General features: G+C 61.7%; 25 protein-coding genes. 13 read left to right on the top strand and 12 right to left on the bottom strand.

The features are described from left to right. Positions 1 to 8: 8 nt before the first annotated feature. On the bottom strand, positions 9 to 521 hold the full coding sequence (locus R5R73_RS15505) for an opioid growth factor receptor-related protein (protein WP_071231372.1): 513 nt from the start codon (positions 519 to 521) through the stop codon (positions 9 to 11). 149 nt (positions 522 to 670) lie between these two features. Here R5R73_RS15505 and istA point away from each other — a divergent pair, with 149 nt between their 5' ends. The 3 genes from istA (at position 671) to R5R73_RS15490 (ending at position 3870) form a co-directional block, all read left to right on the top strand. Next, positions 671 to 2194: an IS21 family transposase gene (gene istA, locus R5R73_RS15500; protein WP_416221188.1), complete on the top strand. Its 1524-nt coding sequence runs from the start codon at positions 671 to 673 to the stop codon at positions 2192 to 2194. Continuing rightward, positions 2187 to 2960 (top strand): IS21-like element helper ATPase IstB, encoded by a 774-nt coding sequence (gene istB, locus R5R73_RS15495; protein ID WP_322527534.1) that lies wholly within the window; start codon positions 2187 to 2189, stop codon positions 2958 to 2960. Before istA ends, istB begins: the two co-directional genes overlap by 8 nt. A gap of 211 nt (positions 2961 to 3171) precedes the next feature. Then, positions 3172 to 3870 carry a HEPN domain-containing protein gene (locus R5R73_RS15490; RefSeq protein WP_071231373.1) on the top strand — a complete coding sequence of 233 codons (699 nt, stop codon included), beginning with the start codon at positions 3172 to 3174 and terminating at the stop codon, positions 3868 to 3870. Between the two features lie 88 nt (positions 3871 to 3958). Here R5R73_RS15490 and R5R73_RS15485 read toward each other — a convergent pair whose 3' ends face one another. From R5R73_RS15485 to R5R73_RS15455, 7 genes are all read right to left on the bottom strand, one after another. Beyond that, the gene (locus R5R73_RS15485) at positions 3959 to 4984 is read right to left on the bottom strand and encodes an IS481 family transposase (protein ID WP_322527982.1); all 1026 of its coding nucleotides are present in this window, start codon (positions 4982 to 4984) and stop codon (positions 3959 to 3961) included. Positions 4985 to 5026: 42 nt separating this feature from the next. Beyond that, positions 5027 to 5827 (bottom strand): DUF3944 domain-containing protein, encoded by an 801-nt coding sequence (locus R5R73_RS15480; protein WP_322527981.1) that lies wholly within the window; start codon positions 5825 to 5827, stop codon positions 5027 to 5029. Positions 5828 to 5838: 11 nt separating this feature from the next. Then, positions 5839 to 6780, bottom strand: coding sequence for a GTPase family protein (locus R5R73_RS15475; protein WP_322527980.1), 942 nt, complete (start codon positions 6778 to 6780; stop codon positions 5839 to 5841). A 33-nt stretch (positions 6781 to 6813) separates the two neighbouring features. Then, positions 6814 to 7845 carry a WYL domain-containing protein gene (locus R5R73_RS15470; RefSeq protein WP_322527979.1) on the bottom strand — a complete coding sequence of 344 codons (1032 nt, stop codon included), beginning with the start codon at positions 7843 to 7845 and terminating at the stop codon, positions 6814 to 6816. A gap of 305 nt (positions 7846 to 8150) precedes the next feature. After that, positions 8151 to 8570 carry an OsmC family protein gene (locus R5R73_RS15465; protein ID WP_110630446.1) on the bottom strand — a complete coding sequence of 140 codons (420 nt, stop codon included), beginning with the start codon at positions 8568 to 8570 and terminating at the stop codon, positions 8151 to 8153. A 96-nt stretch (positions 8571 to 8666) separates the two neighbouring features. Next, entirely contained in the window at positions 8667 to 9332 is a 666-nt protein-coding gene (murU, locus tag R5R73_RS15460) for an N-acetylmuramate alpha-1-phosphate uridylyltransferase MurU (RefSeq protein WP_071231378.1), read from the bottom strand. Next, positions 9329 to 10360 carry an aminoglycoside phosphotransferase family protein gene (locus R5R73_RS15455; protein WP_322527978.1) on the bottom strand — a complete coding sequence of 344 codons (1032 nt, stop codon included), beginning with the start codon at positions 10358 to 10360 and terminating at the stop codon, positions 9329 to 9331. The genes murU and R5R73_RS15455 overlap by 4 nt, the downstream gene beginning before the upstream one ends. A 356-nt stretch (positions 10361 to 10716) precedes the next feature. Between R5R73_RS15455 and R5R73_RS15450 the strand changes: the two genes are divergently transcribed. The 8 genes from R5R73_RS15450 to R5R73_RS15415 all read left to right on the top strand — a co-directional run bounded on the left by R5R73_RS15450 (position 10717) and on the right by R5R73_RS15415 (position 19174). Further along, positions 10717 to 13182, top strand: a complete 2466-nt coding sequence (locus R5R73_RS15450) for an LPS-assembly protein LptD (RefSeq protein WP_322527977.1) — start codon at positions 10717 to 10719, stop codon at positions 13180 to 13182. 88 nt (positions 13183 to 13270) lie between these two features. Then, positions 13271 to 14230 carry a peptidylprolyl isomerase gene (locus tag R5R73_RS15445; protein WP_322527976.1) on the top strand — a complete coding sequence of 320 codons (960 nt, stop codon included), beginning with the start codon at positions 13271 to 13273 and terminating at the stop codon, positions 14228 to 14230. Next, positions 14230 to 15237, top strand: a complete 1008-nt coding sequence (gene pdxA / locus R5R73_RS15440) for a 4-hydroxythreonine-4-phosphate dehydrogenase PdxA (RefSeq protein ID WP_322527975.1) — start codon at positions 14230 to 14232, stop codon at positions 15235 to 15237. The genes R5R73_RS15445 and pdxA overlap by 1 nt, the downstream gene beginning before the upstream one ends. Before the next feature lie 15 nt (positions 15238 to 15252). After that, positions 15253 to 16098: a 16S rRNA (adenine(1518)-N(6)/adenine(1519)-N(6))-dimethyltransferase RsmA gene (gene rsmA / locus R5R73_RS15435; protein WP_087718237.1), complete on the top strand. Its 846-nt coding sequence runs from the start codon at positions 15253 to 15255 to the stop codon at positions 16096 to 16098. Then, positions 16095 to 16478 carry a Co2+/Mg2+ efflux protein ApaG gene (gene apaG, locus R5R73_RS15430; protein WP_087718236.1) on the top strand — a complete coding sequence of 128 codons (384 nt, stop codon included), beginning with the start codon at positions 16095 to 16097 and terminating at the stop codon, positions 16476 to 16478. Before rsmA ends, apaG begins: the two co-directional genes overlap by 4 nt. Positions 16479 to 16583: 105 nt before the next feature. Then, positions 16584 to 17432 carry a symmetrical bis(5'-nucleosyl)-tetraphosphatase gene (locus tag R5R73_RS15425; RefSeq protein WP_110630432.1) on the top strand — a complete coding sequence of 283 codons (849 nt, stop codon included), beginning with the start codon at positions 16584 to 16586 and terminating at the stop codon, positions 17430 to 17432. A 197-nt stretch (positions 17433 to 17629) separates the two neighbouring features. Continuing rightward, on the top strand, positions 17630 to 17959 hold the full coding sequence (gene glpE / locus R5R73_RS15420) for a thiosulfate sulfurtransferase GlpE (RefSeq protein WP_071231386.1): 330 nt from the start codon (positions 17630 to 17632) through the stop codon (positions 17957 to 17959). Positions 17960 to 17992: 33 nt separating this feature from the next. Further along, complete coding sequence (locus R5R73_RS15415) at positions 17993 to 19174, top strand: polynucleotide adenylyltransferase (RefSeq protein ID WP_322527974.1); 1182 nt, start codon at positions 17993 to 17995, stop codon at positions 19172 to 19174. A gap of 148 nt (positions 19175 to 19322) precedes the next feature. Here R5R73_RS15415 and R5R73_RS15410 read toward each other — a convergent pair whose 3' ends face one another. Further along, positions 19323 to 20669, bottom strand: coding sequence for a gluconate:H+ symporter (locus R5R73_RS15410; RefSeq protein WP_322527973.1), 1347 nt, complete (start codon positions 20667 to 20669; stop codon positions 19323 to 19325). A gap of 208 nt (positions 20670 to 20877) precedes the next feature. On the opposite strand from R5R73_RS15410, the gene R5R73_RS15405 reads away from it, so the two are divergent. Continuing rightward, entirely contained in the window at positions 20878 to 21435 is a 558-nt protein-coding gene (locus R5R73_RS15405) for a gluconokinase (RefSeq protein WP_322527972.1), read from the top strand. A gap of 21 nt (positions 21436 to 21456) precedes the next feature. On the opposite strand, the gene R5R73_RS15400 is transcribed toward R5R73_RS15405, so the two are convergent. From R5R73_RS15400 to R5R73_RS15390, 3 genes are all read right to left on the bottom strand, one after another. After that, entirely contained in the window at positions 21457 to 22464 is a 1008-nt protein-coding gene (locus tag R5R73_RS15400; RefSeq protein WP_322527971.1) for a LacI family DNA-binding transcriptional regulator, read from the bottom strand. A 120-nt stretch (positions 22465 to 22584) separates the two neighbouring features. Then, positions 22585 to 23514: a lysine exporter LysO family protein gene (locus R5R73_RS15395; protein WP_322527970.1), complete on the bottom strand. Its 930-nt coding sequence runs from the start codon at positions 23512 to 23514 to the stop codon at positions 22585 to 22587. 126 nt (positions 23515 to 23640) lie between these two features. Continuing rightward, positions 23641 to 24372: a hypothetical protein gene (locus R5R73_RS15390; protein ID WP_087718227.1), complete on the bottom strand. Its 732-nt coding sequence runs from the start codon at positions 24370 to 24372 to the stop codon at positions 23641 to 23643. A 165-nt stretch (positions 24373 to 24537) separates the two neighbouring features. Between R5R73_RS15390 and R5R73_RS15385 the strand changes: the two genes are divergently transcribed. Then, on the top strand, positions 24538 to 25548 hold the full coding sequence (locus R5R73_RS15385; RefSeq protein ID WP_256961087.1) for a hypothetical protein: 1011 nt from the start codon (positions 24538 to 24540) through the stop codon (positions 25546 to 25548).

Below are 25548 nucleotides of genomic sequence, written 5' to 3'. Positions count from 1 at the left end.
AGTGCTACCTATGCTTCATGCGCTCTTGCCCAGTATTGAATAGATGTATCCGAAACGATGCCCTGTTCCGTACCGATCTTGATTACGGCTGACTGAAGGGCCTGGGCCAAGGATGGCTGATGGCAGAGGTGCAGGCTGCGGATGATCCGCGAGATACGCAGATGGTTGTGGCCGCCCCGTTTCAGCCAGATATGCTTGCGCATGTTGAGTTCGGGCAGCGCCTCAATGATGAGCTCCCGGCGAGTCAGCCCGAAGAACGCCAGCATCACATCTAACGAGCTGTGCTGGTTGGCCCGAAGTACTTCGTCAGCAGCGAAGGCGGCCCGCTCCCTCTCTCCCAGCAGCGGCGCGAAGCCATTGAAACGCCCCGCCTCTGGAATCGGAAACAGCCACTGAATATAGTCATGGGTATGTTCCAGCCAAAAGGGTGACATTGCCCAGATAACTTCGATGTAGCGTCCCTTATGGTCTGGAGATTCTCCTCGATAGAAGTTGACCAAAGGTGAATTGGCCTGGCTCATTCGGCTTCCTCGTTACCTGCTTGAATGTCAGAGTGGGAGATTTTACGCGCTATTTTATAGAGCGACAATTACTCTGGCCGGCCGACGACAACTACTGTGACCGGTTGCCCTAAGCTTGACCGCTTGTCCCGACCCACCAGGGAGCCGGTATGGCGGTCACCAGCCAACAGGTCACGCTCTATATGTCGCAACGTCAACAAGGCCAGACCCAGGAGGTCGCCGCCGCCAAGGCCGGCCTCTCCGTCAGAACCGCTCGCCGCCTCGAACGCCGGGCCGAGTCCTCCGAGCCGCCGGCATCACGGCACTGGCGAACCCGGCCCGACCCCTTCGCCGATGTGTGGGAGACCACGCTCGTCCCCCAGCTGGCCGCCGCCCCGGGCTTGCAGGCACTGACCCTGCTGGAGTGGTTGCAGGAGCAGCACCCCGGCCAGTACCCGGACAGCCTGCTGCGAACCCTGCAGCGCCGGGTCAAGGGCTGGCGAGCCGCGCACGGCCCGGAGAAAGAGGTAATGTTCCCGCAAACCCATGGCCCCGGGCTGCGCGGCCTCTCCGACTTCACCGAGCTCAAGGGGATTGTCATTACCGTGGCAGGGGAGCTGCTTGATCACCGGCTCTACCACTTCCGCCTGGCCTACAGCGGCTGGTGTTATGTCCGGGTGGTGCTCGGTGGCGAGAGCTACCCGGCGCTGGCTGAAGGCCTGACCCGTGCGCTGGAGCGGCTTGGCGGTGTCCCCGCGGAGCACCGCACCGACAGCTTGTCGGCGGCCTTCCGCAACCTCGGCCGGGAGGCGGAAGCCGACCTCACCGAGCGTTATGCTGCCCTGTGCGCTCACTACGGCATGACGGCCACCCGTAATAACCCAGGGCGCGGCCATGAAAACGCCAGCATCGAGTCGCCACATGGCCACTTCAAGCGGCGCCTGCAACAGCGCCTGACGCTGCGCGGCTCCCAGGACTTCGCTAGCCTCGATGACTACCAGGCCTTCCTCGATGAGGTGACCACCGCGATCAACCGCCGCAACGCGGCCCGGATCACCGTCGAGCGTGGCGCGCTGCAGCCACTGCCCAGCCGGCCCGGTACCGACTACAGCGAGGTGACGGTGCGCGTCACTACCTCCAGCACCATCCAGGTGCGCAAGGTGCTCTACTCGGTGCCGTCCCGGCTGATCGGCGAGAACCTGCGGGTGCACCTTTACGATGATCGCTTGGTGCTGCATCACGCACAGCAAGCATTGCTGACGCTGAGGCGGCTGCATGCCACGCCGGAAAGCGGCCGGTTGCGGGTCATCGATTACCGCCATGTGATCGGCTGGCTGGTCCGCAAGCCCCGGGCGCTGGCGGGGCTGACGTTCCGCGACGACCTGTTGCCGAGTGCGGAGTGGCGCGAGCTGTACGCCCGGCTGACCGCCGCCTTGCCGGTCGCCGAGGCCTGCAAGCGCATCGTTGGCGCTCTGGCGTTGGCCGCCGAGCAGGACCAGGCCGAGGCGATCGCCAGTTACTGGCTGGGCGCCCTGGCGCGCGGGAAGAGCCCGACGCTGGCCGAGCTCCAGGCCCGCTTCGCCGCCACGCCGAGCGCCACGCTGGTTTTCCCCCAGGTGACTCAGCATGACATCGCCAGCTACAACCATCTGGTGCCCAGCGTGCCGACCACAGAGGTGTGCTGCCATGCCTGATGCCCAGACGCTGCCGCTGCTACTGCGACAGCTCCGCCTGCCCACCATGGCCGCCTGCTGGCCCCAGCTGGAAACCCGCGCCCGAGCCGAAAACTGGAGCCTGCCACAAACACTGGCCGCCCTATGCGAGCACGAGCTGGCCGAGCGTGAGCGACGCCGGCTGGCCCGGCACCTCAAGGAGGCCCGGCTGCCGGTGGGCAAGACGCTGGAGTCCTTCGAGTTCGACGCCATCGCGGCCGAGCAGCGCCAGCAACTGAGCGCCTTGGCCGGCGACACGCAGTGGGTCGACCAGGCTCACAACCTGCTGCTGTTTGGGCCCTCCGGCGTCGGCAAGAGCCACGTGGCGGCCGGGCTCGGGCATACGCTGGTCGACCAGGGTTACCGGGTGCGCTACGCCACCGCCTCAAGCCTGGTCCAGGAGCTCCAGGCTGCCAAGCAGGCACTGCGCCTGAGCGACGCCCTGATCAAGCTCGACAAGTACGCCGTGCTGGTGATCGACGATATCGGCTACGTCCAACGCAGCGAGGCCGAGACGTCAGTGCTGTTCGAGCTGATCGCCCATCGCTACGAGTCGGCCAGCCTGATCATCACCGCCAACCAGCCGTTCAGCGCCTGGGACAGTATCTTCCCCGACAGCATGATGGCCGTGGCCGCCATCGACCGGTTGGTGCACCACGCCACGCTGATGGAGCTGAGCGGGGAGAGCTACCGTAAGCGTGCTTATCAACGACAATTACAAGGAGGAAAAGCTGGGTCGTCGGACTGACGACAACTACCCCACCCAACCGGCCATTTTAATTGTCGCCAAGCGGCCAAAGTAGTTGACGTCGCATACGCTATTTGCCGGTTCAATAGCCACTATGCCAGCACAGGGCGGCAAGCTGTGTCGCGCGAATCGCTCCATTCAAAGCCTCGAAAAGCCGCCTTGTCGCCTATTGTTTGATATCGTTGTGTGACTCTCCGTGAAGGAACGTCACATGCAATACGCGACCCTGAAACAGCGCCACCGCCAGGAACGAGATAGCCAGCCCGTGAATCTCAGCCTGCGATTGCATCGTGCATTGAGCTGGCTCAACCGCGCCGAACAGTTCGAGGATGACGACGGACGTTTCATTTTCTTGTGGATCGCCTTCAATGCCGCCTATGCCACGGAAATCGACGAGCGCTACCGTCTTTCCGAACAGGCGACATTCAGGGAGTTCTTGAAAAAGCTCTGCGATCTCGACACCAGCCAATGCCTTTCCAATCTAGTCTGGCAGACATTCCCAGGCGCCATTCGCGTACTGCTGGATAATCCTTATGTTTTCCAGAGTTTCTGGGATTTCCATAGTGGCAAGATAGACGAGGCCGAATGGCAGAAACGCTTCACGGAGGGCAAGCGGCGTGCCCACCAAGCGCTTGCCAACGGCAATACCCCTGAACTGCTCGGCGTCGTCTTCAACCGTATCTACACCTTGCGCAACCAACTGATTCATGGAGGTGCCACCTGGAATAGCGCCGTCAATCGTGATCAGCTACGAGACTGCGTCAGACTCATGAGCCAGCTTGTTCCGCTGGTGATTACGGTGATGATGGATAACCCGCATGCCCTGTGGGGCGATGCGTGTTATCCGGTGGTGGGAGTAATGTTTTTCTTGTTTGTAACGAAGCCTAGGATTTCACTTGGGCGACACTAATGTTTCTTGTGGTTCTAATAGCACCGCTATATTGTATTATTTTTATGTGGTGCTTTTGATGGATGACAAGAAAAATTGCCTTGACGTCCTATAAGTCGTGAATCACTTGTTCATCTCTTCTTCTATATCTGTCGGGTCCCGTGTGATTAACCACCCGCCTGGTAAATAAGTCAGGCCGTTTAGTCTGCCATTCTTTCATCATCGCAATAGGTGATTGATGGTGCAGTGCCTTCTGCGGGATGTGGTGATTGTACAGCCAGGTATAGCGTTTCAGCGTCTGTTCCAGGTCCTCGCCTGAGGCATAGCTCCGAGTCGCCAGCACGTCGCTGATGCGGCCGTTGAAGCGCTCCACCATGCCGTTCGTTTGCGGCTTTCCCGGCTTGATCAGGCGGTGTTCGATGTCATGTGCCTGGCACTCCTGGTCAAACGGATGCCGGCCGCTGGGCTTGCGCTCACCTGCACGTGTGAAGCGATCGGTAAAGGATTTGCCGTTGTCAGTCAGCACCGTCTGGATCTTGAAGGGCGCCTTCTCTTCCACCTGCTTCATGAACGCGCGAGCATCCTTCGCGGACTGACTGCTTCGGATCTCCAGATACACCCAACGCGTGGCGCGATCGATGGCGACGTACAGGTAGCGTTTCTGCTGCTCGTCGGGCATCCGAGGCAGGTGCTTGATGTCGATGTGCACATACCCCGGTTCGTAGTCCTTGAAGGGCTTGTGCCTCGGCTTCTCGTCATCTCCGATGTCCTGCCGAGCCAGTTCCGCCAGTGTCGGCACGCCGCGCCGCTGGAGCATGCGATGCAGGCCGGAGCGAGACAACCGGGAGTTTAGGAACTCACGCGCCACGACGAGGAGATCATCCAGGCCGAGGCGAAGGAATTCGCGTGCTGCGATCAGCACCTCCTCCTGCTCGGGCGTGAGCGTGGCCAGCAGGTTGTGACGCGTGTGCGATCGATCATGGACATCGTCACGGTAGCGCCAGCGCCGTATGGTCGCGGTGGCGACGCCATACTGGCGAGCCAGCTCGCTATCCGTGATGCTGGAGGGCGCTGCCTGGATCTCGGCCCGGATCTTCGGTGTCGTGGTCGCTTGTTTATGCAGCTTGATGTCCATGAACTTGCTCCCGGATGAATTGCTGAAGAAGCTCTCTCGCTGCTAGCAGAGGATAACTTCTATAGGCGATCCGATCATCCGGGACCCTACATATATATCTTTCAAGATGCCATCCCGTTCGGCTTGGTGTTTTTTGCGAAGTAGAGCCACTTGAATGACTGCTGGCATTGTGACCCGATAGGCAGGCCCAGCAATATCCACCACAGTCCAAGCCCCCGTCAGTGCCCATCCTACAGGACCAGTTAACAGTGCTGTAGTTCTCATCAAGGCGGCATTTCCTGCAAGAGCCAGTCCACGGCCTAGGACCGCTCGACTCACTGCATTGGCAACAATAACCGTCAACTGAAAGGACCTGAATCCCCCAGCCTTGAACGCCAGTTGGATCGCGGCAGAGAGGGCGTGCGGAGTGAACGTTTCCAAGTTGGCGATGCCGATGGTTTTAGCAAATTCGGCGCGTTCTGCATCCGACATCTTCTCCAACGTATCGTCGAGGATTTTTTCCAGCAGTTTGTTTTCGATTTCCAAAACACTGCCTTTTTTGTCATATTTAACTTTTAATTTGTCACAGACATCGGTTAATACCTCTTTGTATAGGACGCCTTTCCCTGCTCTTAATAGTGTCGCCAGGCTGTTTGCGCCAAAACATTGCAGTTCGGCAGCAATGAAAGGCCAGTACTTGGAGTGATCTGGGTAATAGAGCTTATATGAATCGCTTTGCGTCAGTTCTTCTGTCCAGAGAGGGTCTCCCCCCTTGTCTTTGGTCAAGCATTCCACTAGATCATTCAAATCGGCGCTCGACATCTCTCCGAGAAATTTTAATTCCGAATCTTCGCGATAGGCCATTATTTTTATCCTTATTTTGCTTTTTTAATCAAGGAGAGGAGTGTTGTGATAGCCAATTTTATGTTGTTAGGGTCGATAATAATGTCCCCTAATTCCTTTGCGAGTTTTTCAGTTATATCTTTGGCTATCTCTTTTATTGAATTCCAGATAGACTGTTCTGCCTTTTCATGGTAGTCGTCTTTACCATCATTGGATTGGAAGTTGGCCTCGTTTTTGTTAATATTGAAGGCAATAGTTACTCTCTTTTTTTTGGGCAACCTATCCAGTATGAAGCTAAGAAGTTTCTGCAAGTTGTATGGTCTTGATAACACTTCTCCACCAATCATGCATCCGGCCGAGTAATAAATAGGATCGATATCCAAGCCTGTATCATTTTTAATGCGATTTTTGACGGTCTGGGAGAGTTCATCCAATCGTTCGACCAATTTGGATTCTGGCTTGTTCTCTTCCTTGTTCCAATAATGACCCTTCATGGCTTGGTCCGCTTGGTTTAGACCAATCAAAATACGGTTCTGATCACTCTCGTCCAGATTGGGTAGGATAACATCCCTGATCAAGATATAAGCAGAACTGAAGTCCCGGCTTCCAGCATCCAGGATCAGAAATACCAAGTCAATCAGGGGTTGATTATTCTCATCCTTTCGATGCAGTAGATCGACGATTTTCTCCTGATGTGCCTTGTCCTTTTCTGGACTGTCGCCCAGCCCTGGCGTATCCCAGATGACGAGGTTTTCCAGTGCATAATCGCCAATTTCCATGGTTTCGGGTGTAGTCCCCTCTCCAACCACGGCATCGCTTTTCTTCTCATGGCTTTGGAATAAGGCATTAATAGTCGAGCTTTTTCCTACGCCGGTTCCGCCTACTAACAAGACGTTGATCTTGGTTTGGCGGATGCGGTCACGGATTTTGCGAAGTTCCTCATTGCTGAGTTCTGAAAGGGGGTTGTATGTCATTTTATATTCCTATCTAGTGTTGATGGTTAGGGTTTACAGACTGTATCTACTTGTAGCCATAGTTGGGGAATACCGCGAAAGCATATGATGACCTTTTTCTATGATTGAATTCCTCATCTGGATTGGAGCATAAACAACGATGTTTTCCCCTAACCCAAACACCCACCACAAGGTTTCCTGATCATCGGGTACCTTGGCGTGCAGCCGATACCAGTCGCTGTCTGGCAGGGCTTCCAGCCGTTGTTCGGCACTCAATGGGGTTTCGCTCAAAAGCCAGGCGATCGATGGAGAAACATCGGCAATCAGTTCGACTTCCGTTATAGGGGCCGGGTTGTTGAATCCACTGTTCAAAAATTCGTCGATATCGAACGAGGCGTATTCTTTTGCTGGTGTGTCGAGGCATTCCACGTGTTTGATACGGTGAAGGGCGAATTGGCGCGGGTCGTCGTAGCCTTCGACGGTAGCGATCAGATAGCTGATGGAGTGGCGGGAGACGAACCCTGCCGGATGAATCATCAGTTCCTTGAGCGTTTCCTTGCTGCGGCTGAGGTAACTGACTTTCAGGCATTGGCGTTCCAGCAGCGCCATCGACACGGCCTGCCATACGGCACTATCTACCTGTGCCGGTTGCAGGGCCTTGCCATTGGGTTTGGTGCGCACCCGACGCGCCCAGTCGGCTAGGCCATTTTCTTCAAGACCATCGAGATAATCGCGCGCGCGACGAAATTGCGGTGCCAGTAGATCGAGCACGCTTTGAGGCAGTAGAGATGTCAGGTGGCCTTCCGCCAGGTAGAGGGCCAGGGCAGCGGATGGGTCAATGTCCCTGAGATCCAGTGAGGCGTCCTTGGTGAAGCTCCAGCGATAGGGCGTTACGCGCTCGTCGCACATCAAGGAGAACATGCTCGAGAGTCGATTCAGATCACGTTGCACGGTACGCATGTCGACTGAAAACCCGCGGTCGCGCAATTTTTCCAGCAAGGTAGTCGTGGCGATATAGCCGGGTGCGCGGGGAATGTGACGTAACAACGTCAGCAGACGGGCGATAGTATCTTTAGCTTGTGACACTCACAGACCTTTCGATTCGTAAATGAAAGTCATCTCACGCTAGCAAGAAAGGGCGACAAATCTTGTCGCGCTATGGCGTAAATGGCTTCTTTCGAATATCGGCCGGCGATATTGTAACTGGAGGGTAAACGGTAAAATCGAGGAGAAATTGGTGGGCAGGATGGGGAGGGGAGAATGAGGTGGAGATGGGGCATATAACGAAAATGCCAGCGATAAGCATCGCTGGCATTTTGCGTTTGCGGCAGGAGCCTGCTCTTCGCGTCTCGCGTCTCGCGTCTCGCGTCTCGCGTCTCGCGTCTCGCGTCTTACGCCTCGACGATTTCGTAGGAGTGGGTGATTTCCACGCCGCCCTTGGCGAGCATCAGCGAGGCGCTGCAGTATTTCTCGGCGGAGAGGTCGACGGCGCGCTTCACCACGGCATCCTTCAGCCCTTTGCCGGTGACGACGAAGTGGACGTGGATTTTGGTGAACACGCTGGGGGTGCCGTCGAAGCGCTCGGCTTCCAGGGTGGCGACGCAGTCGGTGACGTTGGCGCGGGCCTTTTCGAGAATCTGGATGACGTCGAACGACGTGCAGCCGCCGAGACCCATCAGCACCATTTCCATTGGCCGCGGGCCGGTGTTGCGGCCGCCGTGGTCCGGGTTGCCGTCGATCACGACACTATGGCCGCTGCCGGATTCGGTGACGAACTGGCGGCCGTCGGTCCATTTGACTGTGGCTTTCATGAGGAGAATTCCTTGCTGGGGATTCGTTGTCGAATCACGTGTTGATCGATGAGGGCAGGATAACATTCCCGGCGCTTGCTGGTGATGTCCGCGCCGTCATGACCGCAGCCTGGCTTCCAGTTCGGCCAGCCGTTGCGGGGTGCCGACATCGACCCAGTCGCCGCGATGGTGCCAGCCGCCGACACGGCCCTCCTGCATGGCCTCGGTCAGCAGCGGCGCCAGCTTGGCGACCATGCCGATCGGCAGATCGGCAACCAGTTGGGGGCGGATGACGCCCAGGCCGGCGTAGATCAGGCGCGGTTCGCCTTCGGCATGCAGGCGGCCGTCGGTATCGAGGTGAAAGTCGCCGCGACGGTGGAAATCGGTGGTGTCCACCATCACCAGCGAGGCCAGGTCGCCTTCGGCCAATGCCAGCCGCTCGAGGGGGAAGTCCGTCCAGACGTCGCCGTTGACCAGTGCGAAAGGCGCTCCGCCGAGCGCGGGCAGCGCCTTGCGCAGGCCGCCGGCGGTTTCCAGCGGGGTCTCTTCGACGCTGAAGGTGAGCGAGACCCCGTAACGGTCGCCGTCGCCGAGCGCATCGATGATCTGCTGCGCTCGGTAGCTGACGTTGATCACGATGTCGTGAATCCCCGCCGCTGCCAGACGTTCGAGATGATGGACGATCAGCGGTTTGCCGGCGACCGGCAGCAGCGGCTTGGGGCAGTGGTCGGTGAGCGGGCGCATGCGGGTGCCGAGGCCGGCGGCGAGAATCATCGCCTTCATGAGTCGCCTCCGCCGCCGTTGGCCGCGCGGTGCTCGGCCAGGCGCGCTTCCATGGCCGGGCGATAGCTTTCGCGTAGCCAGGCGTGGAAGTCGCCGAGGGCGGGCAGTGCTTCCAGTCCGTCGTCGAGATGCGCGTAGAAGTGGGGCAGCCATTCGAGATAGCGCGGCTTGCCGTCGCGCAGGCAGAGCCGGCAGAACTGGCCGAGGATCTTGAACTGGCGCTGGGCGCCGATCGCCTCGACGCTCGTGCGGAACGCTCGGGCGTCGATGTCAGGTGCGATGCGCCCCGCGGCGAGGCAGCGCTGGCGGAAGCCTTCGATCCAGTCGTCCATCTGCTGGCGCGACCAGCGATGGTAGCGCCCCCGCAGCAGCGAAATCAGATCGTAGCCGAGCGGCCCGGCCAGCGCGCCCTGGAAATCGATGATCCACAGCCGGTCCTCACGGATCATCAGGTTCATGGCGTCGAAGTCGCGGTGCACGGCGACGGTGGGGAGTCTGGCGATGCTGTCGAGCAGATGGCGCTTGACCTCCGGCCACTGTGGCGGCGTTTCGATCCCGAGCCAGCGCGTCAGGCCCCAGTCGGGGAAGCGGTCCATCTCTTCCTCGAGAAACGCGGGCTCGTAGCGCGGCAACGAGGAGAACGGTGCGCGCTGTTCGATGGCGTCGAGCAGGTCGAGCGCCTGCGCGGTGCCCGCCCGCGCGCCGGCATCGGTATCAAATTGGTGATGCAGGCTATCATTGCCGAGATCGTCGAGCTCGATGAATCCCTGTTCGAGGTCGACGGCATGGATCGTTGGCACCGGTAGCCCTGCGGCGTGCCATTCCCGGCCGATGGCCACGAAGGGGCCGCTATCTTCCAATGCCGGCGGCGCATCCATGACGATCCGGGTGGTGGCGTCGGGAAAGGTGACACGGCAGTAGCCGCGCAGGCTGGCATCGCCGGCGACCGCTTTCCATCGGCATTCATCGGGTGAAAGATGGTGCTGGGTGGCGATCCAGTGACGAAGGGAGTCGAGGCGCAAGGTCATGCAGGCTTCCGGTCGTGATGATAGGGCGTGTCGATGCGTCGCCGCGGCCAGCTCGCGTGGCGAGTTGACGGGCCGGAGATGGCACCGCATGCTGGGCCCTAATCTGGGTGCGCCGTGCGAGTCGTCGATGCATCGATCGGGTGCAGGGCGATACGTTTTCGAGCGCGACGGCGAGACATCGAACGGCTGGCGAGCAGTGTGCCGCGTTTGGCCCGCATCGCCAAATCGAAAGGTGCCGTCGAATTCGATGTAATAGACGCGGTAGACACTCGGACGGTTCAACAAGGAATGGCTTCGCGGCAACTCCCGTCGAGGTCTGTATAATACCGACTCCACTCGGCAAGGACACAGAGGACATGGGCAAGCGACTGGTCTGGACTGCCCTGACTGGCCTGATTTCATCGACGGCCCAGGCGGCGCCCCCCGCACCGTTACCCGCGGATCAACTGGATTGGGCGCCATGGGGCGATCAAGCGCCGGCCGGCGCCCTGTGTGGTGGCCGCTATATCGAACCGGGCTATTTGCTGCCCGAAGGCAAGACCCCCGAAGAGGTGCTGTCCGACTCGGGATCGGCTCTGTACGGCAACGACGGTGAAACCATCCTGGGCGGGAACGTCGTGCTGCGGCGCGGCGAGAGCCAGCTGGAATCGCCGCGGGTTCGCGTCAATGCCGCGCGCGACACGGCATTCGCCGACGGGCCGCTGGCCATTCGCTATCCGGGCATGCTGGTACGTGGCGAAGAAGGCCAGGTATCGCTCGACAGCGATGCCGCGCGTATCGATGACGCGCACTACGTGGTTCACGATCAGCGGATTCGAGGCGACGCCCAGTCGATGCAGCGTCTCGCCGATGGCCGCTACCGCATGCGTGAGGCCAGCTTCACTACCTGCGCACCGGATAGCCGGCTATGGCGTCTGGTGGGAAGCGACGTCACCATCGATCGCGAGCAGGGGTTCGGCACCGCATCCAACGCGCGGCTGGAAATGGGAGACGTCCCCGTCTTCTACTGGCCTTGGGTGCGTTTCCCCATCGATGATCGGCGTCAAAGCGGCTTTCTATGGCCGACGATGGGAATCTCCAGCGACGGTCTCGATTACAGCCAGCCCTACTATCTCAACCTGGCGCCCAATTACGACGCCACGATCACGCCGCGGGTCATCTCCGATCACGGCTTCATGCTGGGTGGCGAATTCCGCTATCTGTTCGGCAGCGACCAGGGCTCGATCGAAGGCTCCTACCTGCCCAACGACAACGGTGGCGAGAGCGACAACCCCAACGATCCCGACGACGCCTTCGACGGCGAGGATCGCTGGTACGTCGATTACAGCCACTACGGTCGGTTCACCGAACGGCTGGATTACGCCATGCGCTACGGCGCCGCGAGTGACGGGCGCTACTTCGATGACTTCGGTCGCGACTTCGGCGAGCAGGATACCGAGTATCTCGAACGCCTGGCGCGGCTGAGCTATCAAGGCACGACCTGGAATCTCGATGCGCGGGCGCAGGGCTACCAGCGGATGGACTACCCGCTGGACGAGGACGACCGTCCTTACTATCAGTTGCCGAGCCTGACCGCCAACGCGCGCTGGCAGCAGGACAACGGCTTCTACCAGGAGTGGAACTCCAACGCGACCTACTTCTGGCGCGATCTGCAAGGCGTCGACAGCGACGGCTTCTGGGAAGACGAGGAAACCGGCAACACGCGTCGCATACTGCTGCGCGAAGCGGCCAACGGTTCGCGAATCAACCTGACACCGGCGGTCGGCTGGCGTGCTCAGCCCAGCTGGGGTTTCCTCGAGCCGCGCTTCCAGCTCTGGCAGACCAATTACGAACTCGACTACGGCAACCGGGATACCGACCGCGACGAGAGCCTGTCGCGCACCGTGCCGGTCTACTCGGTCGACTCCGGGCTGATCTTCCAGCGCGACGTGTCGCTGTTCGACAGCGACTGGAAACAGACCTTCGAGCCGCGTCTCTACTACGCTTACGTGCCCGAGCGCGACCAGTCGGAGTTCCCGGAGTTCGATACCGACGAGCGTTCGGTCTCCTGGAGCCAGCTGTGGTCGCCTTACCGGTTCACGGGCGCCGATCGCGTGGGAGACGTCAACAAGCTCTCTTATGGGGCCTCGACGCGCTTCCTCGAGGACGATACCGGTCGTGAGCGGCTGTCGCTCTCTGTAGGGCAGAGTGCCTACTTCTCCGATCGCAACATCGACATTGAAGGCGATCCGGATACGTTGCCGGACAAGGAAACCAACTACGAGGACTGGTATCGCGCCACCCGCGATCGTTCGCCGGTCATCACCCAGCTCGATTGGCGCATCAACGACCAGTGGCGCTCGCGTTACGAGTGGTTCTACGATCCCGATCGTTCCACCACCGAACGAACGTCGGCGTATCTCCAGTATCTGAGTCCTGTCGGTCACGTAGTGAACCTTGGCTACCGTTGGCAACTCCAAGGGTTCGATCCCTCGGGTGAGGCGGAGGATCGTCTGGGCTACGACCGGGAAGATTTCGACGTGTCGTTCGCCTACAAGGCGACGTCGTCCCTGGATCTGATCGGCCGCTACCTCTACGACAATACCAACAGCCGCGATCTGGAAACCCTGGCCGGTGTCCAGTTCAACAGCTGCTGCAGCGCGGTGCAGGTGGTATGGCGCGAATGGGTCGAGGACAATGACACTGCCAACACCATCGAAGACGATTACACCGACCGAGGCCTGTTCCTGCGTTTCGTGTTCAAGGGGCTGGGCGGCGTCGGTCAGGAAGCCGACAGCTACTTCGCGCAGGCCGTGCCGGGTTACGAAGCGACGCAGTTCTGAAGCATCGAATCGTCGAGAGATCGCAGTCAATCAATGTTTACGGCGAGCCCAAGCGGCTCGCCTCTCCATCAAAGCAAGAGAGGTAGGCATGCGTCCTAGAGTATGGATCCCCCTGGCGCTGGTAATGCTGCTGTCGCCGTTGTCCGCGATGGCGGAGGTGGTGCCGCTGGATCGTATCGTTGCCGTGGTCAACGACGATGCCATCATGCACAGTCAGCTCGAAAGGCGTGTCGTCCAGGCGCGCGACCAGCTGCAGGCCAACAATATCCCGATGCCGCCGGGACAGGCACTGGAGCGTCAGGTGCTGGATCGCATGATTGTCGAGCAGATCGAGCTGCAGATGGCCGAAGATGCCAATCTGAGCATCGATGAAACCCAGCTCAACAGCACCATGCGTGGCATTGCCGAAAACAACGGCATGAGTCTGGACGAGTTCGCCAATACGCTGGAACAGCAGGGCCAGAGCCTGGCCGAAGTGCGCGAGCAGGTTCGGCGCGAGCTGCTGATTCGCCAGGTACAGCAGAGCCGGGTCGCCAGCAGGGTCACGGTGTCGGATCGGGAGGTCGATCGTTTCCTGAGCCAGCGCAGCGAAAACAGCAACGTTGCCTACCATCTCGCTCAGATCCTGGTCGCCGTGCCCCAGTCGCCGACGCCGGATCAGGTCACCCAGGCGCAGGCGGAGGCGCAGAAGCTCTATCAGCAGCTGCGGGATGGCGCCGACTTCCAGCAACTCGCCGTGGCCGAGTCCGACGACGCCCAGGCGTTGCAGGGGGGCGATCTCGGCTGGCGCCAGTCGGCGCAGATTCCCACCATCTTCTCCGACGTCATTCCCGATCTCTCTCCGGGAGAAGTCAGCGAGCCGATCCGCAGCCCCAGCGGCTTCCACCTGGTCAAGCTGATCGAGACCCGTGGCGGTGACAGTGGCCAGATGAGCCGGGAGCAGGCCAGCCAGGCGATCTTCCAGCGCAAGGTGAGTGACGAGCTCGAGGCGTGGACGCAGGAAATCCGTGCCAGCGCCTACATCGACAACCGTCTCGACCGGAACTGATGACATTGCCGGTACTGGCATTGACCACCGGCGAACCGGCCGGTATCGGTCCCGAGCTCGCCCTGGCGGCGGCGCGGGACTGGCAGCAGCTGGATGCAACGGTAGTCGCCGTCGGCGACCCGGACCTGCTGGCCGAACGGGCAAGGCGGCTGGGCTGGTCGGTCGAGCTCGACGTGCTAGCTCCCGGCGATGCATTGCCGGCGCCAATCAATGGCCGGCTGCCGGTCTGGCCGGTGTCGCTGGCAGCGCCCTCGACGCCAGGACGGCTCGATCCCGCCAACGCTGGCTACGTGCTGAAGACGCTGGATGTCGCCATCGAGGCCTGTCAGCAGGGCATCGCCGATGCGATGGTGACGGCGCCGCTGCACAAGGGCGCGATCATCGAAGGCGGGCATGTCGGCTTCACCGGACATACCGAGTATCTGCGTGACGCCTGCGGTGTCGAGGAGGTGGTGATGATGCTGGCCACCGAACGCACCGCCAGACCGCTGCGGGTCGCCCTGGCCACCACGCATCTGCCGCTCTCCCGGGTCTCGAGCGCGATCACCGGCCCCGGCCTGATACGTGTCGTCCGGATCCTGGCGGCCGAGCTGGAGCAGCGCTTCGACATCGCGTCGCCGCGCATCCTGGTCTGCGGGCTCAACCCCCACGCCGGCGAGGATGGTCATCTGGGCCGCGAGGAGATCGAGGTCATCACGCCCGCGCTGAACCGACTGCGCGAAGAAGGGCTCGACCTGATCGGGCCGTTACCGGCGGATACGCTGTTCACGCCGCGCCATCTCGATCACGCCGATGCGGTGCTGGCGATGTATCACGACCAGGGCCTGCCGGTGCTCAAGTATGCCGGGTTCGGGCAGGCCGCCAATATCACGCTGGGGCTGGGCATGGTACGGACCTCCGTCGATCACGGCACCGCACTCGATCTTGCCGGCACTGGCCTGGCCGATGTGGGTAGCCTCCGGGTGGCACTGCAGGTGGCCCGCCAGATGACGGCCCGCGTTCACTGAAGGAATTCGTTTTTCATGTCTACACGCTCCTCCGACCGTTCTCCGATGCCGCGTGCCCGGAAGCGTTTCGGTCAGAACTTTCTCCGCGATAGTGGAGTGATCTCCCGCATCGTGCGTGCCATCGCCCCGCGTAGCGGCGATCGCCTGATCGAAATCGGCCCCGGCCAGGGCGCGTTGACCGGCCCGATCCTCGAAGCGGCCGGCGCGCTGGAAGTGATCGAGCTCGATCGCGACCTGATCCCCGGATTGCGGGTGCAGTTCTACGACTACCCCGATTTCAGGATTCACGAAGGCGACGCGCTCAAGTTCGATTTCCACGCGTTGTCGCAGCAGGATGGCAGGCCGTTGCGGGTGGTGGGCAACCTGCCCTACAACATCTCCACGCCGCTGATCTTCCATCTGCTGGCCGCGCGCGGCGCCATCCAGGACATGCACTTCATGCTGCAGAAGGAGGTCGTCGAGCGCCTCGCCGCCGAACCCGGCGGGCCGGACTGGGGGCGACTGTCGGTGATGACCCAGTATCACTGCGCGGTCGAATCGCTGTTCATCGTGCCGCCCGGTGCCTTCGTGCCCCAGCCCAAGGTGGACTCGGCGATCGTGCGATTGACGCCCTATGCCGAGCTGCCGTCGCCCGCTCACGACGAGGCCCATTTCGCCGACGTGGTGCGGGTGGCCTTCGGCCAGCGGCGCAAGACGCTGCGCAACAATCTCAAGGGGGTGATCGACGCCGAGGCGCTGGAGTCGCTGGGCATCGACCCCGGCCGCCGCCCCCAGACGCTGCGCGTCGAGGAGCTGGTCGCCATCAGCAATCACCTGACAGGCAGCGCGACGAGCCACCCAGTGACGGAGAAGACCTCATGAGCGAGACGACACCAGACATCACGGTCGACGTCGAGCCAGCGTTTCGCGAGGACGAATCGTCGCCCAACGACAAGCGCTTCGTGTTCAGCTACACGGTGACCGTTCACAACCATTCCGACCGCAGCGTGCAGTTGCTGTCGCGTTACTGGAAGATCACCCAGGGCCATGGCAAGGTGCAGGAAGTGCGTGGCAACGGCGTGGTCGGCAAGCAGCCGACGATCACCGCCGGGCACAGTTTCCGCTATACCAGTCGCGCGGTCATCGAATGCCCCGTCGGCGTCATGCAGGGCAGCTATACCTGCATCGATCTGTCTACCCAGGCTTCCTTCGACGTCGCCATCGCGCCGTTTCGGCTGGCCGGCCCCAACCAGATCCACTGATCGACGCGGGCGAATCGACCCTCGCGGCCGCGTCTCGAACGGCATCGAATCGCCAATCCGATCGCGCCATCAATACGAGATCGCATCATCAACACGAGGAAGCGCATGGCGACCTACGCAATTGGCGATCTGCAGGGCTGTTATGCCGAATTCGAGACCCTGCTCGAACGTCTCGACTTTTCGCCCTCACGGGATCATCTGTGGCTGGCGGGCGACCTGGTCAACCGCGGCCCGGACTCGCTCGGCTGCCTGCGCAGGAGCGTCGCCCTGGATGGCGCCGCCAGCGTGGTATTGGGCAATCACGATCTTCACCTGCTGGCGGTGGGACGTGGTCACGGCAAGCTCAAGCGCAACGACACCCTGACGGACATTCTCGAAGCCCCGGACCGCTCGGAGATGCTCGAATGGCTGCGCGGCCAGCCGCTGCTGGTCGCCGATCGCGAGCGTAGCCCTGTCAAAAATGGCTATGTGATGACCCACGCCGGCCTGCTGCCGCAGTGGTCGCTTGCCGAAGCCATCGAACTCGCCGCCGAAGCGGAAGCGGTCCTGCGCGGCGACGACGTGGATGCGTTCCTGAGCGTGATGTACGGCAATCGTCCTGCCCGGTTCACGCCCGAGCTGACCGGCGAGGATCGGATTCGAGCCATCGTCAACGTCTTTACCCGCATGCGCTTCATCGCCGACGACGGCACGCTGGACTTCGCTGCCAAGGAGGGGCTGGACAGCGCCCCGGCCGGGTTCGCGCCCTGGTTCACCTATCCGCGTCACGATGAACTTGCCGGCGGTGGCAGGCTCACGCTGCTGTTCGGCCACTGGGCGGCGCTGGAAGGGCAGACGCCGGGAGCGCGAATCAACGCGCAAGCGTTGGACACCGGTTGCGTATGGGGCGGATCATTGACCGCACTCGATCTCGACAGTGGCGAGCGCATTAGTGAACCGTCGCGTCAGCCCTAAAGACCAATCCCGACACTGAATGTTAGGGAAACGCTGAATAAATCGGCGAGCAGGATGAAGCGCAAGACGCACGGAGCGCAGGAGCCGGAGCCTATGGGGTATAGGTGAGTATTCCGACCGGGCTGGCGCTCCAGCACCGCGCAACGCAGCGATTCGCCTGCGCAGCTATTTAGGCAGTGTTTCCCAAGGAGCGATCCATGACAACCCCGTCTTTCCAACATCTCGACCCGGCGACGCTGGCGCAGTGGCTGAGCGAGGGGCGCTCATTGCAACTGGTCGACATCCGCGATCCGCTGAGCTTCTCGCAGGGGCACATTCCCGGCAGCCGCCACCTCGACAACACCACGGTGGCGGAACTGGTGGACAACACGCCCAGCGAAACGCCGCTGGTGGTGGTCTGCTATCACGGCCACTCCAGCCAGCAGGCCGCGAGCTGGCTGGCGGGCCAAGGCTTCGACGAAGTCTACAGCCTGGATGGCGGCTTCGTGGACTGGGCGCATCGTCGACCCGAAAGCGTCGAGCGCTAGACGGTCTTATCGAACCCAACCCGGAGCCGGACGATGAACTCGCAACCCGATTCGCGTCTCGACCCTCAAACCGATCCCAGGCTCGACGGGCTCAAGGTCTATCTCGTGGGCGGCGCCGTTCGCGATGCCCGCCTGGGCTGGCCGATCGGCGACCAGGACTGGGTCGTGGTCGGCGCGACGCCGGAAGCGATGCGCCAGCGCGGGTTCAAATCGGTCGGCCGGGACTTTCCGGTCTTTCTGCACCCCGACACCCACGAGGAGTACGCGCTGGCCCGCACCGAGCGCAAGCAGGGACGCGGCTATACCGGATTCGAGGTCCACGCCAGCCCCGACGTGACGCTGGAGGCCGATCTGGCGCGGCGCGATTTCACCATCAATGCGATGGCCGAGACACCGACCGGCGAGCTGGTCGACCCCTACGGCGGCGCTGCCGATCTCGAGGCCAGGCAGCTCCGGCATGTTTCGGCCGCCTTCGTCGAGGACCCGCTGCGGGTATTGCGAGCGGCCCGGTTTCTGGCCCGCTATCGCAAGCTGGGTTTCACCATCGCCCCGCAGACGATGACCCTGATGCGCCAGCTCACCGACAGCGGCGAGATGTCGTACCTGGTTGCCGAGCGCGTCTGGACCGAGACGCACAAGGCGCTGGGGGAAGCCGATCCCGCTGCCTATTTCCAGACGCTGGAATCCTGCGGCGCCCTGGCGGAGCTGATGCCGCCCCTGTCGACCCCGGCGTTGGAACAGGTGCTGGCGCGACTCGAGCACGTCCCCGACGCATCGGCTGCCTGCCCGCTGACGCTCTGGCGCTGGGCGCGGCTCGGCGAGCACCTGCAGGACGACGAGCAGTCCCGGCTCAACGACGCCGTCAAGGCACCCAATGCGTTCCGTGATGCCATGCGGCTGGCAGCGCTGTCCTACCGGTTGCGCCAGCAGATCGGTGGGCAGCGGCCCGGTGTCGAAACGGACCATGCCGGCACGATCATGGCCTGGCTCGACGCCATTGATGCCTGGCGACGCCCCGAACGGGTCGCGCCCTTGCTGGCCCTGATCGCCCACGACGACGGCAGCCTGGCGGACGATCTGGTGCTGGCCTGGCGGCTTGCCTCGCAGATCGTGCCGAAGGCGCTGCTCGACGAAGGCTTTCGCGGGCCGGCGCTGGGCGAAGAGCTATCCAGACGGCGGAAGGAAACAGTGCGGGAAGCGCTGGGAACGTCATAAGGTCGTTGGCCCGATGTCGGTCCGGCCCATAGAAAACGCCTGATTCATGAAAGACGCCTGATTCATGAAAGACGCCTGATCCATGAAAAACGCCCGCTGCGGAAAACTCTCCACAGCGGGCGTCTTGTATCGCATGGCGCGTGTCGGGTCAGACGAACAGCCCGATGATCAGCGACATGACCAGCCCGACCAGCCCGATGATGGTCTCCATCACCGTCCAGCTTCTCAGGGTCTGCGCTTCGGTGAGGCCGAAGTAGCGGTTGACCAGCCAGAACCCGGAGTCGTTGACGTGGCTCAGTACCGTGGCGCCGGAGGCGATTGAGATCACCAGCAGACCGAGCACCGGGCCGTCGAGGTTGAGCGTGGTGATGACCGGCGCCATCAGGCCGGCAGCGGTAATCATCGCGACCGTGGCCGAACCCTGAATCACGCGCACCGCGGTGGAGATCAGGAACGCCAGCAGGATCGGGGGCAGGGCGCTTTCGGCCATGATGTTGCCCATCACTTCGCCCACGCCGGAATCGATCAGCACCTGCTTGAAGACGCCGCCGGCCCCGGTGACCAGAATGATGATGCCGGCCGGCTCCAGCGCCTTGGTGGCGACTTCCATGACCTGCTCCCGCTTCATGCCGCGGCGGGTGCCCAGCAGCGTGAAGGCAAGCAGCGTGGCCAGCGTCAGCGCCACGAACGGGTGGCCGAGGAAGGTCAGGGCGGCCAGGACCGGGCTATCTTCCGCCAGGATCACGCCGGAAACGGTGTTGAGCACGATCAGCGCCAGCGGCAGCAGGATGATCGACAGGATCAGCTTGAAGCTGGGCAGACCGGTGGTATCGACATCGTTCTTCGGCAGCTCCATGTAGTCGGGGATCTGCGCATCGATGCGCTTGCCGATCCAGCGTCCGAACAGCGGCCCGGCGATGATCATGGCCGGCAGGCCGGCGATGGCGCCGAACAGGATCACGTAGCCGAGATCGGCACCGATCAGCTTGGCGACGGCGATTGGGCCCGGCGTCGGGGGAATGAACGAGTGGGTCACGGCGAGACCCGCCAGCAGCGGAATGCCGTAGTAGAGCAGCGAGCGACCGGTGCGACGCGTCAGGGCGTAGATCAGCGGCACCAGGATGATGAAGGCGACATCCAGAAACACGGGAATTGCTACCAGAAAACCGGTGACGCCCATCGCCCACTGCGAACGGTTTTCGCCGAACTTGTCCAGTAGCGTATTGGCCAGCCGGTCGACACCGCCGGAGACCTCCAGCATCTTGCCGAACATGGCGCCAAGCCCGACGACGGTCGCGACGAACCCCAGCGTGCCGCCCATGCCTTTCTCGACGGTATCCAGCAGTTCCTCGACATTCATGCCGGTGGCCAGCCCGACCAGGCCACTGACGACGAGCAGGGCGACGAAGGCGTGCAGGCGCAGCTTCATGACCAGATAGAGCAGCACGATGATGCTGCCCAGCGCGGCAAGGATCAGGGATGTTGGGCTATCCATGTCAAACGAATTCCTTGGTGAGAGCACACGGTGCCAAGACGGGATATACGCCCTTGGTGGCGTTGTGCTTCGCGGTGGAGTTGGCGAAAATGAATGTTACCGGTAACAGCTGGATCTCAACAATGCGCCTAAAGGTGTAGAGACAACCGTGGCCGAATCGGTTTAGGCCGATAGGCGAGTCAGCAAAACGAAACGGCACGAATCATACATGCATCAATCGGAAGGCAACGTCATGGACGCAAAGATGGGTCAGCGCATCGTCGTGATGGGCGTATCGAGCTGCGGCAAGACCGAAGTCGGGCAGCGGCTGGCGACCGCACTGGGTGGGCGGTTCCTGGACGGGGACGATTATCACTCGCCGGAAAGCGTCGCCAAGATGTCTCGCGGCGAGCCCCTCAACGATGATGATCGGGCCGGCTGGCTCGAACGGCTGGCGTCGTTTCTGGCCGAAGCCAGGGCGCAGGGCGAAACGCTGGTCATCGGCTGCTCGGCGCTCAAGAAGCGCTATCGCGATACCCTGCGCAAGGGCGACGAGGCGTTGACGTTCGTCCACCTTGCCGGCAGCCGCGAGCTGCTGCTGCAGCGCATTCAGTCGCGCCAGGATCACTTCTTCAAGGGCGAGGCGATGCTCGACAGCCAGCTGGCGACACTCGAGGCGCCGGGCGATGACGAAGCCGTCACCGTCGATATCGCCGGCACCCTCGATCAGGTGGTCAACGAAGCGGTATTGAGGCTCGAGAAGCGCTTTCTCGCCGCCGAGAGCTGAAGTCCGGAGGCGTGATGTCGGTCACAGACTGCCGCCACGCCGAATCCGGAACCCCAGGTTCTCGCTGGTGGGCTGCAGTGGCGCACCCTGAAGACGTGCCAGCAGGCGCCTGGCGATGGTCTCCCCGATGCTGCGCCGGGGCGTGACGACCGTCGCCAGTGGCGGCGCGGTCGCCTCGGTGATGTCCAGCCCGTTGAAGCCGGCCAGGGCCAGCTGATCCGGCACGTTCAGGCGGCGACGCTGGCATTCGAACAGCGCCCCCGCGGCCAGGTCGTCGTTGCCGCAGAAAATGCCCTCCAGATCCGGCCAGCGCTCCAGCATGGAGGCCAGCATCTCTCCGCCCAGCCGATAGGAAGACGGATGCGGCGTCGTCAGGCAGCGCTCGGCCGACAGCCCCGCCTGGCGCATGGCCGCCTCCCACCCTGCCATGCGCAATTGCGCCCGATAATCCATGCGTGCGCCCAGAAAGCCGATCTTTCGGTGGCCCCGATCGAGAAAGGCCTGCGTCATCGCCTTGCCGGCTTCGTGCTGATCGAGCCCGACATTGATATCCAGCGGCGTCTCGGTCAGCTCCAGCGTCTCGACCACCGGCACGCGCGCGCGGGCCAGCAGGCGACGGGCGTGGTCGGTATGGCGGGTGCCGGGAAGAATCAGCGCCTCGACGCCATAGCTCAAGTAGGTATCGATCAGCCGCTCTTCCTCGAGGATCGAGTAGCCGGTATGGCCGATCAATACCTGATAGCCGGCGTGGCTCAAGCCTTCCTCGATCCCGCGCTGGATCTCCGAGAACACGGCGTTGGAGAGCGAGGGGATCAACAGCGCGACACTGTGCGACCGTCCGCTGGCCAGGGCGCCAGCGGAATGATTGGGAATGTAGCCGAGCTCGTCGATGGCGGACTCGATGCGCAGTCGCAGCGCCGCGGAGACGAGATGCGGCTCGCGCAGGGCGCGCGACACCGTGATCTTGGTAACGCCGACGCGTTCGGCAATATGCTGCAGCGTCACGCGTCCTGAAGAACGACGTGGCATGGAGATCCCCGCAAATCGATTATTCTGTCCGGTGTTACCGGTAACTTTCGGGGGAGATTATCATGCCGAGGCTGGCGAGCACCCTAAGCCCATGGTCGTAGAGAACGGCGTCGACGCGGGTCAGAACGACAGCAGCAACAGAATCAGCGGCGGCGACAGCAGCGACAGCAGAAAGCCGCTGACGATCGCCAGCGGCACGCAGGTGATGCCGCCATACTGCTGGATCACTGGCAGGCTGACGTCCATGGAAGTGGCGCCGGCGTAGCCGATCGCCAGCGGCACGGCGCGCCGAACGAACAGCGGTACCAGCAGGAAAGCGAGCAGTTCGCGGGCCAGATCGTTGAAGAAGGCCGCGCCGCCGAGCACCGGACCGAGCTGGTCGCCGATCAGAATCCCCGATAGCGAATACCAGCCGAACCCTGCCGCCATCGCCATGCCCTGATTCCACGGCAATTGCAGCAGCGGCGCCGCGATCAGCCCCGCCAGCATCGAACTCAGGAATACCGTCACCGCGATGGCCAGCCCCAGCCGGTTGAGCAGGATCTGGCGCAGCCCCAGCCCGGAATTGCGCAGCTGGCAGCCGATCAGGAAGAGCAGGGCGTAGAGCGCCCAGGTCGCCAGCGTTCCCGCCAGCGAGGCCAGATGCCAATCCAGAAGATGGGCGCCCGCGCCGAGACAGACGCCGAGAAGCACCACGCCCGCCAACTGCAACGAACCCAGCATCGCCTGCAGCTTGCCGGCGGGGGCCGCGCTGCCTTCGCCGTCCGTCGGCGATTTTCGACGGGCCAGTCGTCGGCGGGCGAGCCAGGCCAGCGCCAGCAGGTTGATCGGCGTGATCACCAGAAACAGCGTCAACGCGGTCGTCCCGATGCGCGACAGCTGGCCGAGCAGATCCTCGAGCCCGCCGAGGCTCACGCCCATCAGCAGCAGAATCACGTAGACCGAGGCGCCGACGCCTTGATCGATCGCCTGACGGATCCCGGCCTGGCGTACGGGTATCAGGTAGCCCACGATCAGAGGGAGCAGAATCCACAACAGTCCAAGCAGCATGCCGACTCCAGGCGCGTATCAAGGGAAAGCGAGCACAACACGAAAACGGACGCCGATAAATCGGCGTCCGTGATTGGCTAAAGACTCTAGAGGATGTGGGATAAAGAGGGAAGAAGAGCTGAACGGTTATTGCTCGGCAGTGCTTCTTGCGGCGTTGTCCGCGGCGTCGCTCAGCCGATCCAGTGTCAGATCGGTCAACGTCAGGTGGCTGCGCGCTTCATCCTTCTTGACGTAGCGCATCTCCAATAGCAGACCCGGTATCTCTCGGTGGAAAGTGAAGTAGATATGGCGGTCGCGCTTGTCCGGATCCCAGGTATCCACGGTAACGCCGGGAAACGTGCCGGCCGGCGTCTCGATATCGCTGCGGTCGGTCACGCGATAGAAAAGCCGCTCCGTCTTGCCCTTATGGTTCTGGTAGTCGAGTTCGCAGGGCGACACCTGCGGGTTGGCGCAGCGAGCGTCAGGCGCCTTGCGCGACAGCTCGAACAGAGCAGTCTGGCGATCCGGCAACGCCTGCAACTGATCCTTGTCCAGATGGTAGTCGTCACCGATGCCGACCAGCGAATACGCGCTGGTGTAGTCCAGCGCCTGCACCCGACCGCCATCCAGCCGGAACTGGCCCCGTTCCTCGCCGCTGGCGACCTTGATGCTGGCGCGCATGTCGCTCTCCCATACCTCGCCGGGGGAGGAGACATCGTCCTGGCGCGACAGCGTATGGGTGATCGTCGCATCCGGCCAGCCGCTGATATCGAGCCGGTAATGGGCGGTGAACGGCGTCGGTGCGGCAAGTGCCAGCGAGCTGGCAGCCGTCAGCAGCAGCGTGGCAAGGGTCTTGATCGTTAGAAATCGGTATGACATGAACATCCTTGAAAGCGAATCGGTGATCTGTCCGTATCAGACGCCGATCGAGGTGAGACGTTCCGGGATGCAGATTGGCTTTCTCAATTGGCGAATGGACTCATGTGGATGCCATCGTAATGTTAATTCGCGTTACTGTATGCAAGAGGCGGAATGGAGCATGCAATGACGGAGAGCAAGTGCCTGATAGATCGTGACGGGGTTGATCAAGGGCCAGATCAGATTATCGATATCGCGGACTGGCCGATGTACGGGGACTACGAAGTTTACCCAGTAGGCGCCCGGGATAAGTCGTTGCTAATTTCTCCGGATCCTGCCCCTCATACCTTCTGTCTGCCAGGGCATCGCTATCTGTTCAAAGAAGCGATCAAAAGCGTCAAGAATCCTGGGCAGCCACGGCATCCTGACCAGTACTGGGCCGAGGTCATCGCTTTTCGTATCGGGCGGTTCATGGGACTGACGCTGCCGCCAGTATTCGTAGCAATCGACTCATCGAGAGACGAGCCTGGCACGATCAACGAGTGGTTCATGGGCTATCCGGATAGCGGAGAGGAGCGCCACGTCCCAGGCGGTGACTATATGCAACGCTTGATTCCTGGTTATGACCGCGAAAAGGGGCGTGAGCACAATCTATCCACCATCCTCTCCCTCAGCCGGGCATTGGCACGCACTGGCACGCTCACTCATGATTGGGAGATATATTGGGGGTTGTGTTTATGCTTCGATGCACTGATTGGCAATACGGACCGTCATCAGGAAAATTGGGGATTGATATGGCGTGACAATGGCTCGACCGGGCGTTTCACACCATACTTCGATAATGGCACCAGCCTTGGTCATGAGTTGCAGCCGCAGAAGATGGGGCGCATGATGCGCGACCCCAATGAGCTCGATGCCTATCTGAACCGGGGGCGGCACCAGATGCGTTGGTCCAGAAGTGAACCGTCGCGACTACCGCTGATCGAAGGCGTGGAGCGCTACTGTCGCCGCTATCCGGCTGTGAAGCCGGTCCTGATAGAACGTCTGCGCGGATGGAGTCATGAGTCATTGAAAGCGATGCTTCATGAATTGATGCTTTTCGACATGCCTCATCCTTTGACCGAGCAACGTGCCGAATTCGTTACTTTACTGACCTCAACGAGGAGAGAGCGCCTGCTTCAGGCTCTGGAGAACTGA

The sequence above is a fragment of the Salinicola sp. LHM genome, from assembly GCF_034479735.1.
In the GTDB taxonomy this organism is placed as follows: Bacteria; Pseudomonadota; Gammaproteobacteria; order Pseudomonadales; family Halomonadaceae; genus Salinicola; species Salinicola salarius.
The sequence above is the reverse complement of the archived record's forward strand: the minus strand, read 5'-3'. Positions and strand labels throughout refer to the sequence as shown.

Bases quoted from the DNA above. Each gene is read 5' to 3' on its own strand.
- R5R73_RS15505 (WP_071231372.1), bottom strand. From the start codon at position 521: ATGAGCCAGGCCAATTCACCTTTGGTCAACTTCTATCGAGGAGAATCT.
- istA (WP_416221188.1), top strand. From the start codon at position 671: ATGGCGGTCACCAGCCAACAGGTCACGCTCTATATGTCGCAACGTCAA.
- istB (WP_322527534.1), top strand. From the start codon at position 2,187: ATGCCTGATGCCCAGACGCTGCCGCTGCTACTGCGACAGCTCCGCCTG.
- R5R73_RS15490 (WP_071231373.1), top strand. From the start codon at position 3,172: ATGCAATACGCGACCCTGAAACAGCGCCACCGCCAGGAACGAGATAGC.
- R5R73_RS15485 (WP_322527982.1), bottom strand. From the start codon at position 4,984: ATGGACATCAAGCTGCATAAACAAGCGACCACGACACCGAAGATCCGG.
- R5R73_RS15480 (WP_322527981.1), bottom strand. From the start codon at position 5,827: ATGGCCTATCGCGAAGATTCGGAATTAAAATTTCTCGGAGAGATGTCG.
- R5R73_RS15475 (WP_322527980.1), bottom strand. From the start codon at position 6,780: ATGACATACAACCCCCTTTCAGAACTCAGCAATGAGGAACTTCGCAAA.
- R5R73_RS15465 (WP_110630446.1), bottom strand. From the start codon at position 8,570: ATGAAAGCCACAGTCAAATGGACCGACGGCCGCCAGTTCGTCACCGAA.
- murU (WP_071231378.1), bottom strand. From the start codon at position 9,332: ATGAAGGCGATGATTCTCGCCGCCGGCCTCGGCACCCGCATGCGCCCG.
- R5R73_RS15455 (WP_322527978.1), bottom strand. From the start codon at position 10,360: ATGACCTTGCGCCTCGACTCCCTTCGTCACTGGATCGCCACCCAGCAC.
- R5R73_RS15450 (WP_322527977.1), top strand. From the start codon at position 10,717: ATGGGCAAGCGACTGGTCTGGACTGCCCTGACTGGCCTGATTTCATCG.
- R5R73_RS15445 (WP_322527976.1), top strand. From the start codon at position 13,271: ATGCGTCCTAGAGTATGGATCCCCCTGGCGCTGGTAATGCTGCTGTCG.
- pdxA (WP_322527975.1), top strand. From the start codon at position 14,230: ATGACATTGCCGGTACTGGCATTGACCACCGGCGAACCGGCCGGTATC.
- rsmA (WP_087718237.1), top strand. From the start codon at position 15,253: ATGTCTACACGCTCCTCCGACCGTTCTCCGATGCCGCGTGCCCGGAAG.
- apaG (WP_087718236.1), top strand. From the start codon at position 16,095: ATGAGCGAGACGACACCAGACATCACGGTCGACGTCGAGCCAGCGTTT.
- R5R73_RS15425 (WP_110630432.1), top strand. From the start codon at position 16,584: ATGGCGACCTACGCAATTGGCGATCTGCAGGGCTGTTATGCCGAATTC.
- glpE (WP_071231386.1), top strand. From the start codon at position 17,630: ATGACAACCCCGTCTTTCCAACATCTCGACCCGGCGACGCTGGCGCAG.
- R5R73_RS15415 (WP_322527974.1), top strand. From the start codon at position 17,993: ATGAACTCGCAACCCGATTCGCGTCTCGACCCTCAAACCGATCCCAGG.
- R5R73_RS15410 (WP_322527973.1), bottom strand. From the start codon at position 20,669: ATGGATAGCCCAACATCCCTGATCCTTGCCGCGCTGGGCAGCATCATC.
- R5R73_RS15405 (WP_322527972.1), top strand. From the start codon at position 20,878: ATGCATCAATCGGAAGGCAACGTCATGGACGCAAAGATGGGTCAGCGC.
- R5R73_RS15400 (WP_322527971.1), bottom strand. From the start codon at position 22,464: ATGCCACGTCGTTCTTCAGGACGCGTGACGCTGCAGCATATTGCCGAA.
- R5R73_RS15395 (WP_322527970.1), bottom strand. From the start codon at position 23,514: ATGCTGCTTGGACTGTTGTGGATTCTGCTCCCTCTGATCGTGGGCTAC.
- R5R73_RS15390 (WP_087718227.1), bottom strand. From the start codon at position 24,372: ATGTCATACCGATTTCTAACGATCAAGACCCTTGCCACGCTGCTGCTG.
- R5R73_RS15385 (WP_256961087.1), top strand. From the start codon at position 24,538: ATGACGGAGAGCAAGTGCCTGATAGATCGTGACGGGGTTGATCAAGGG.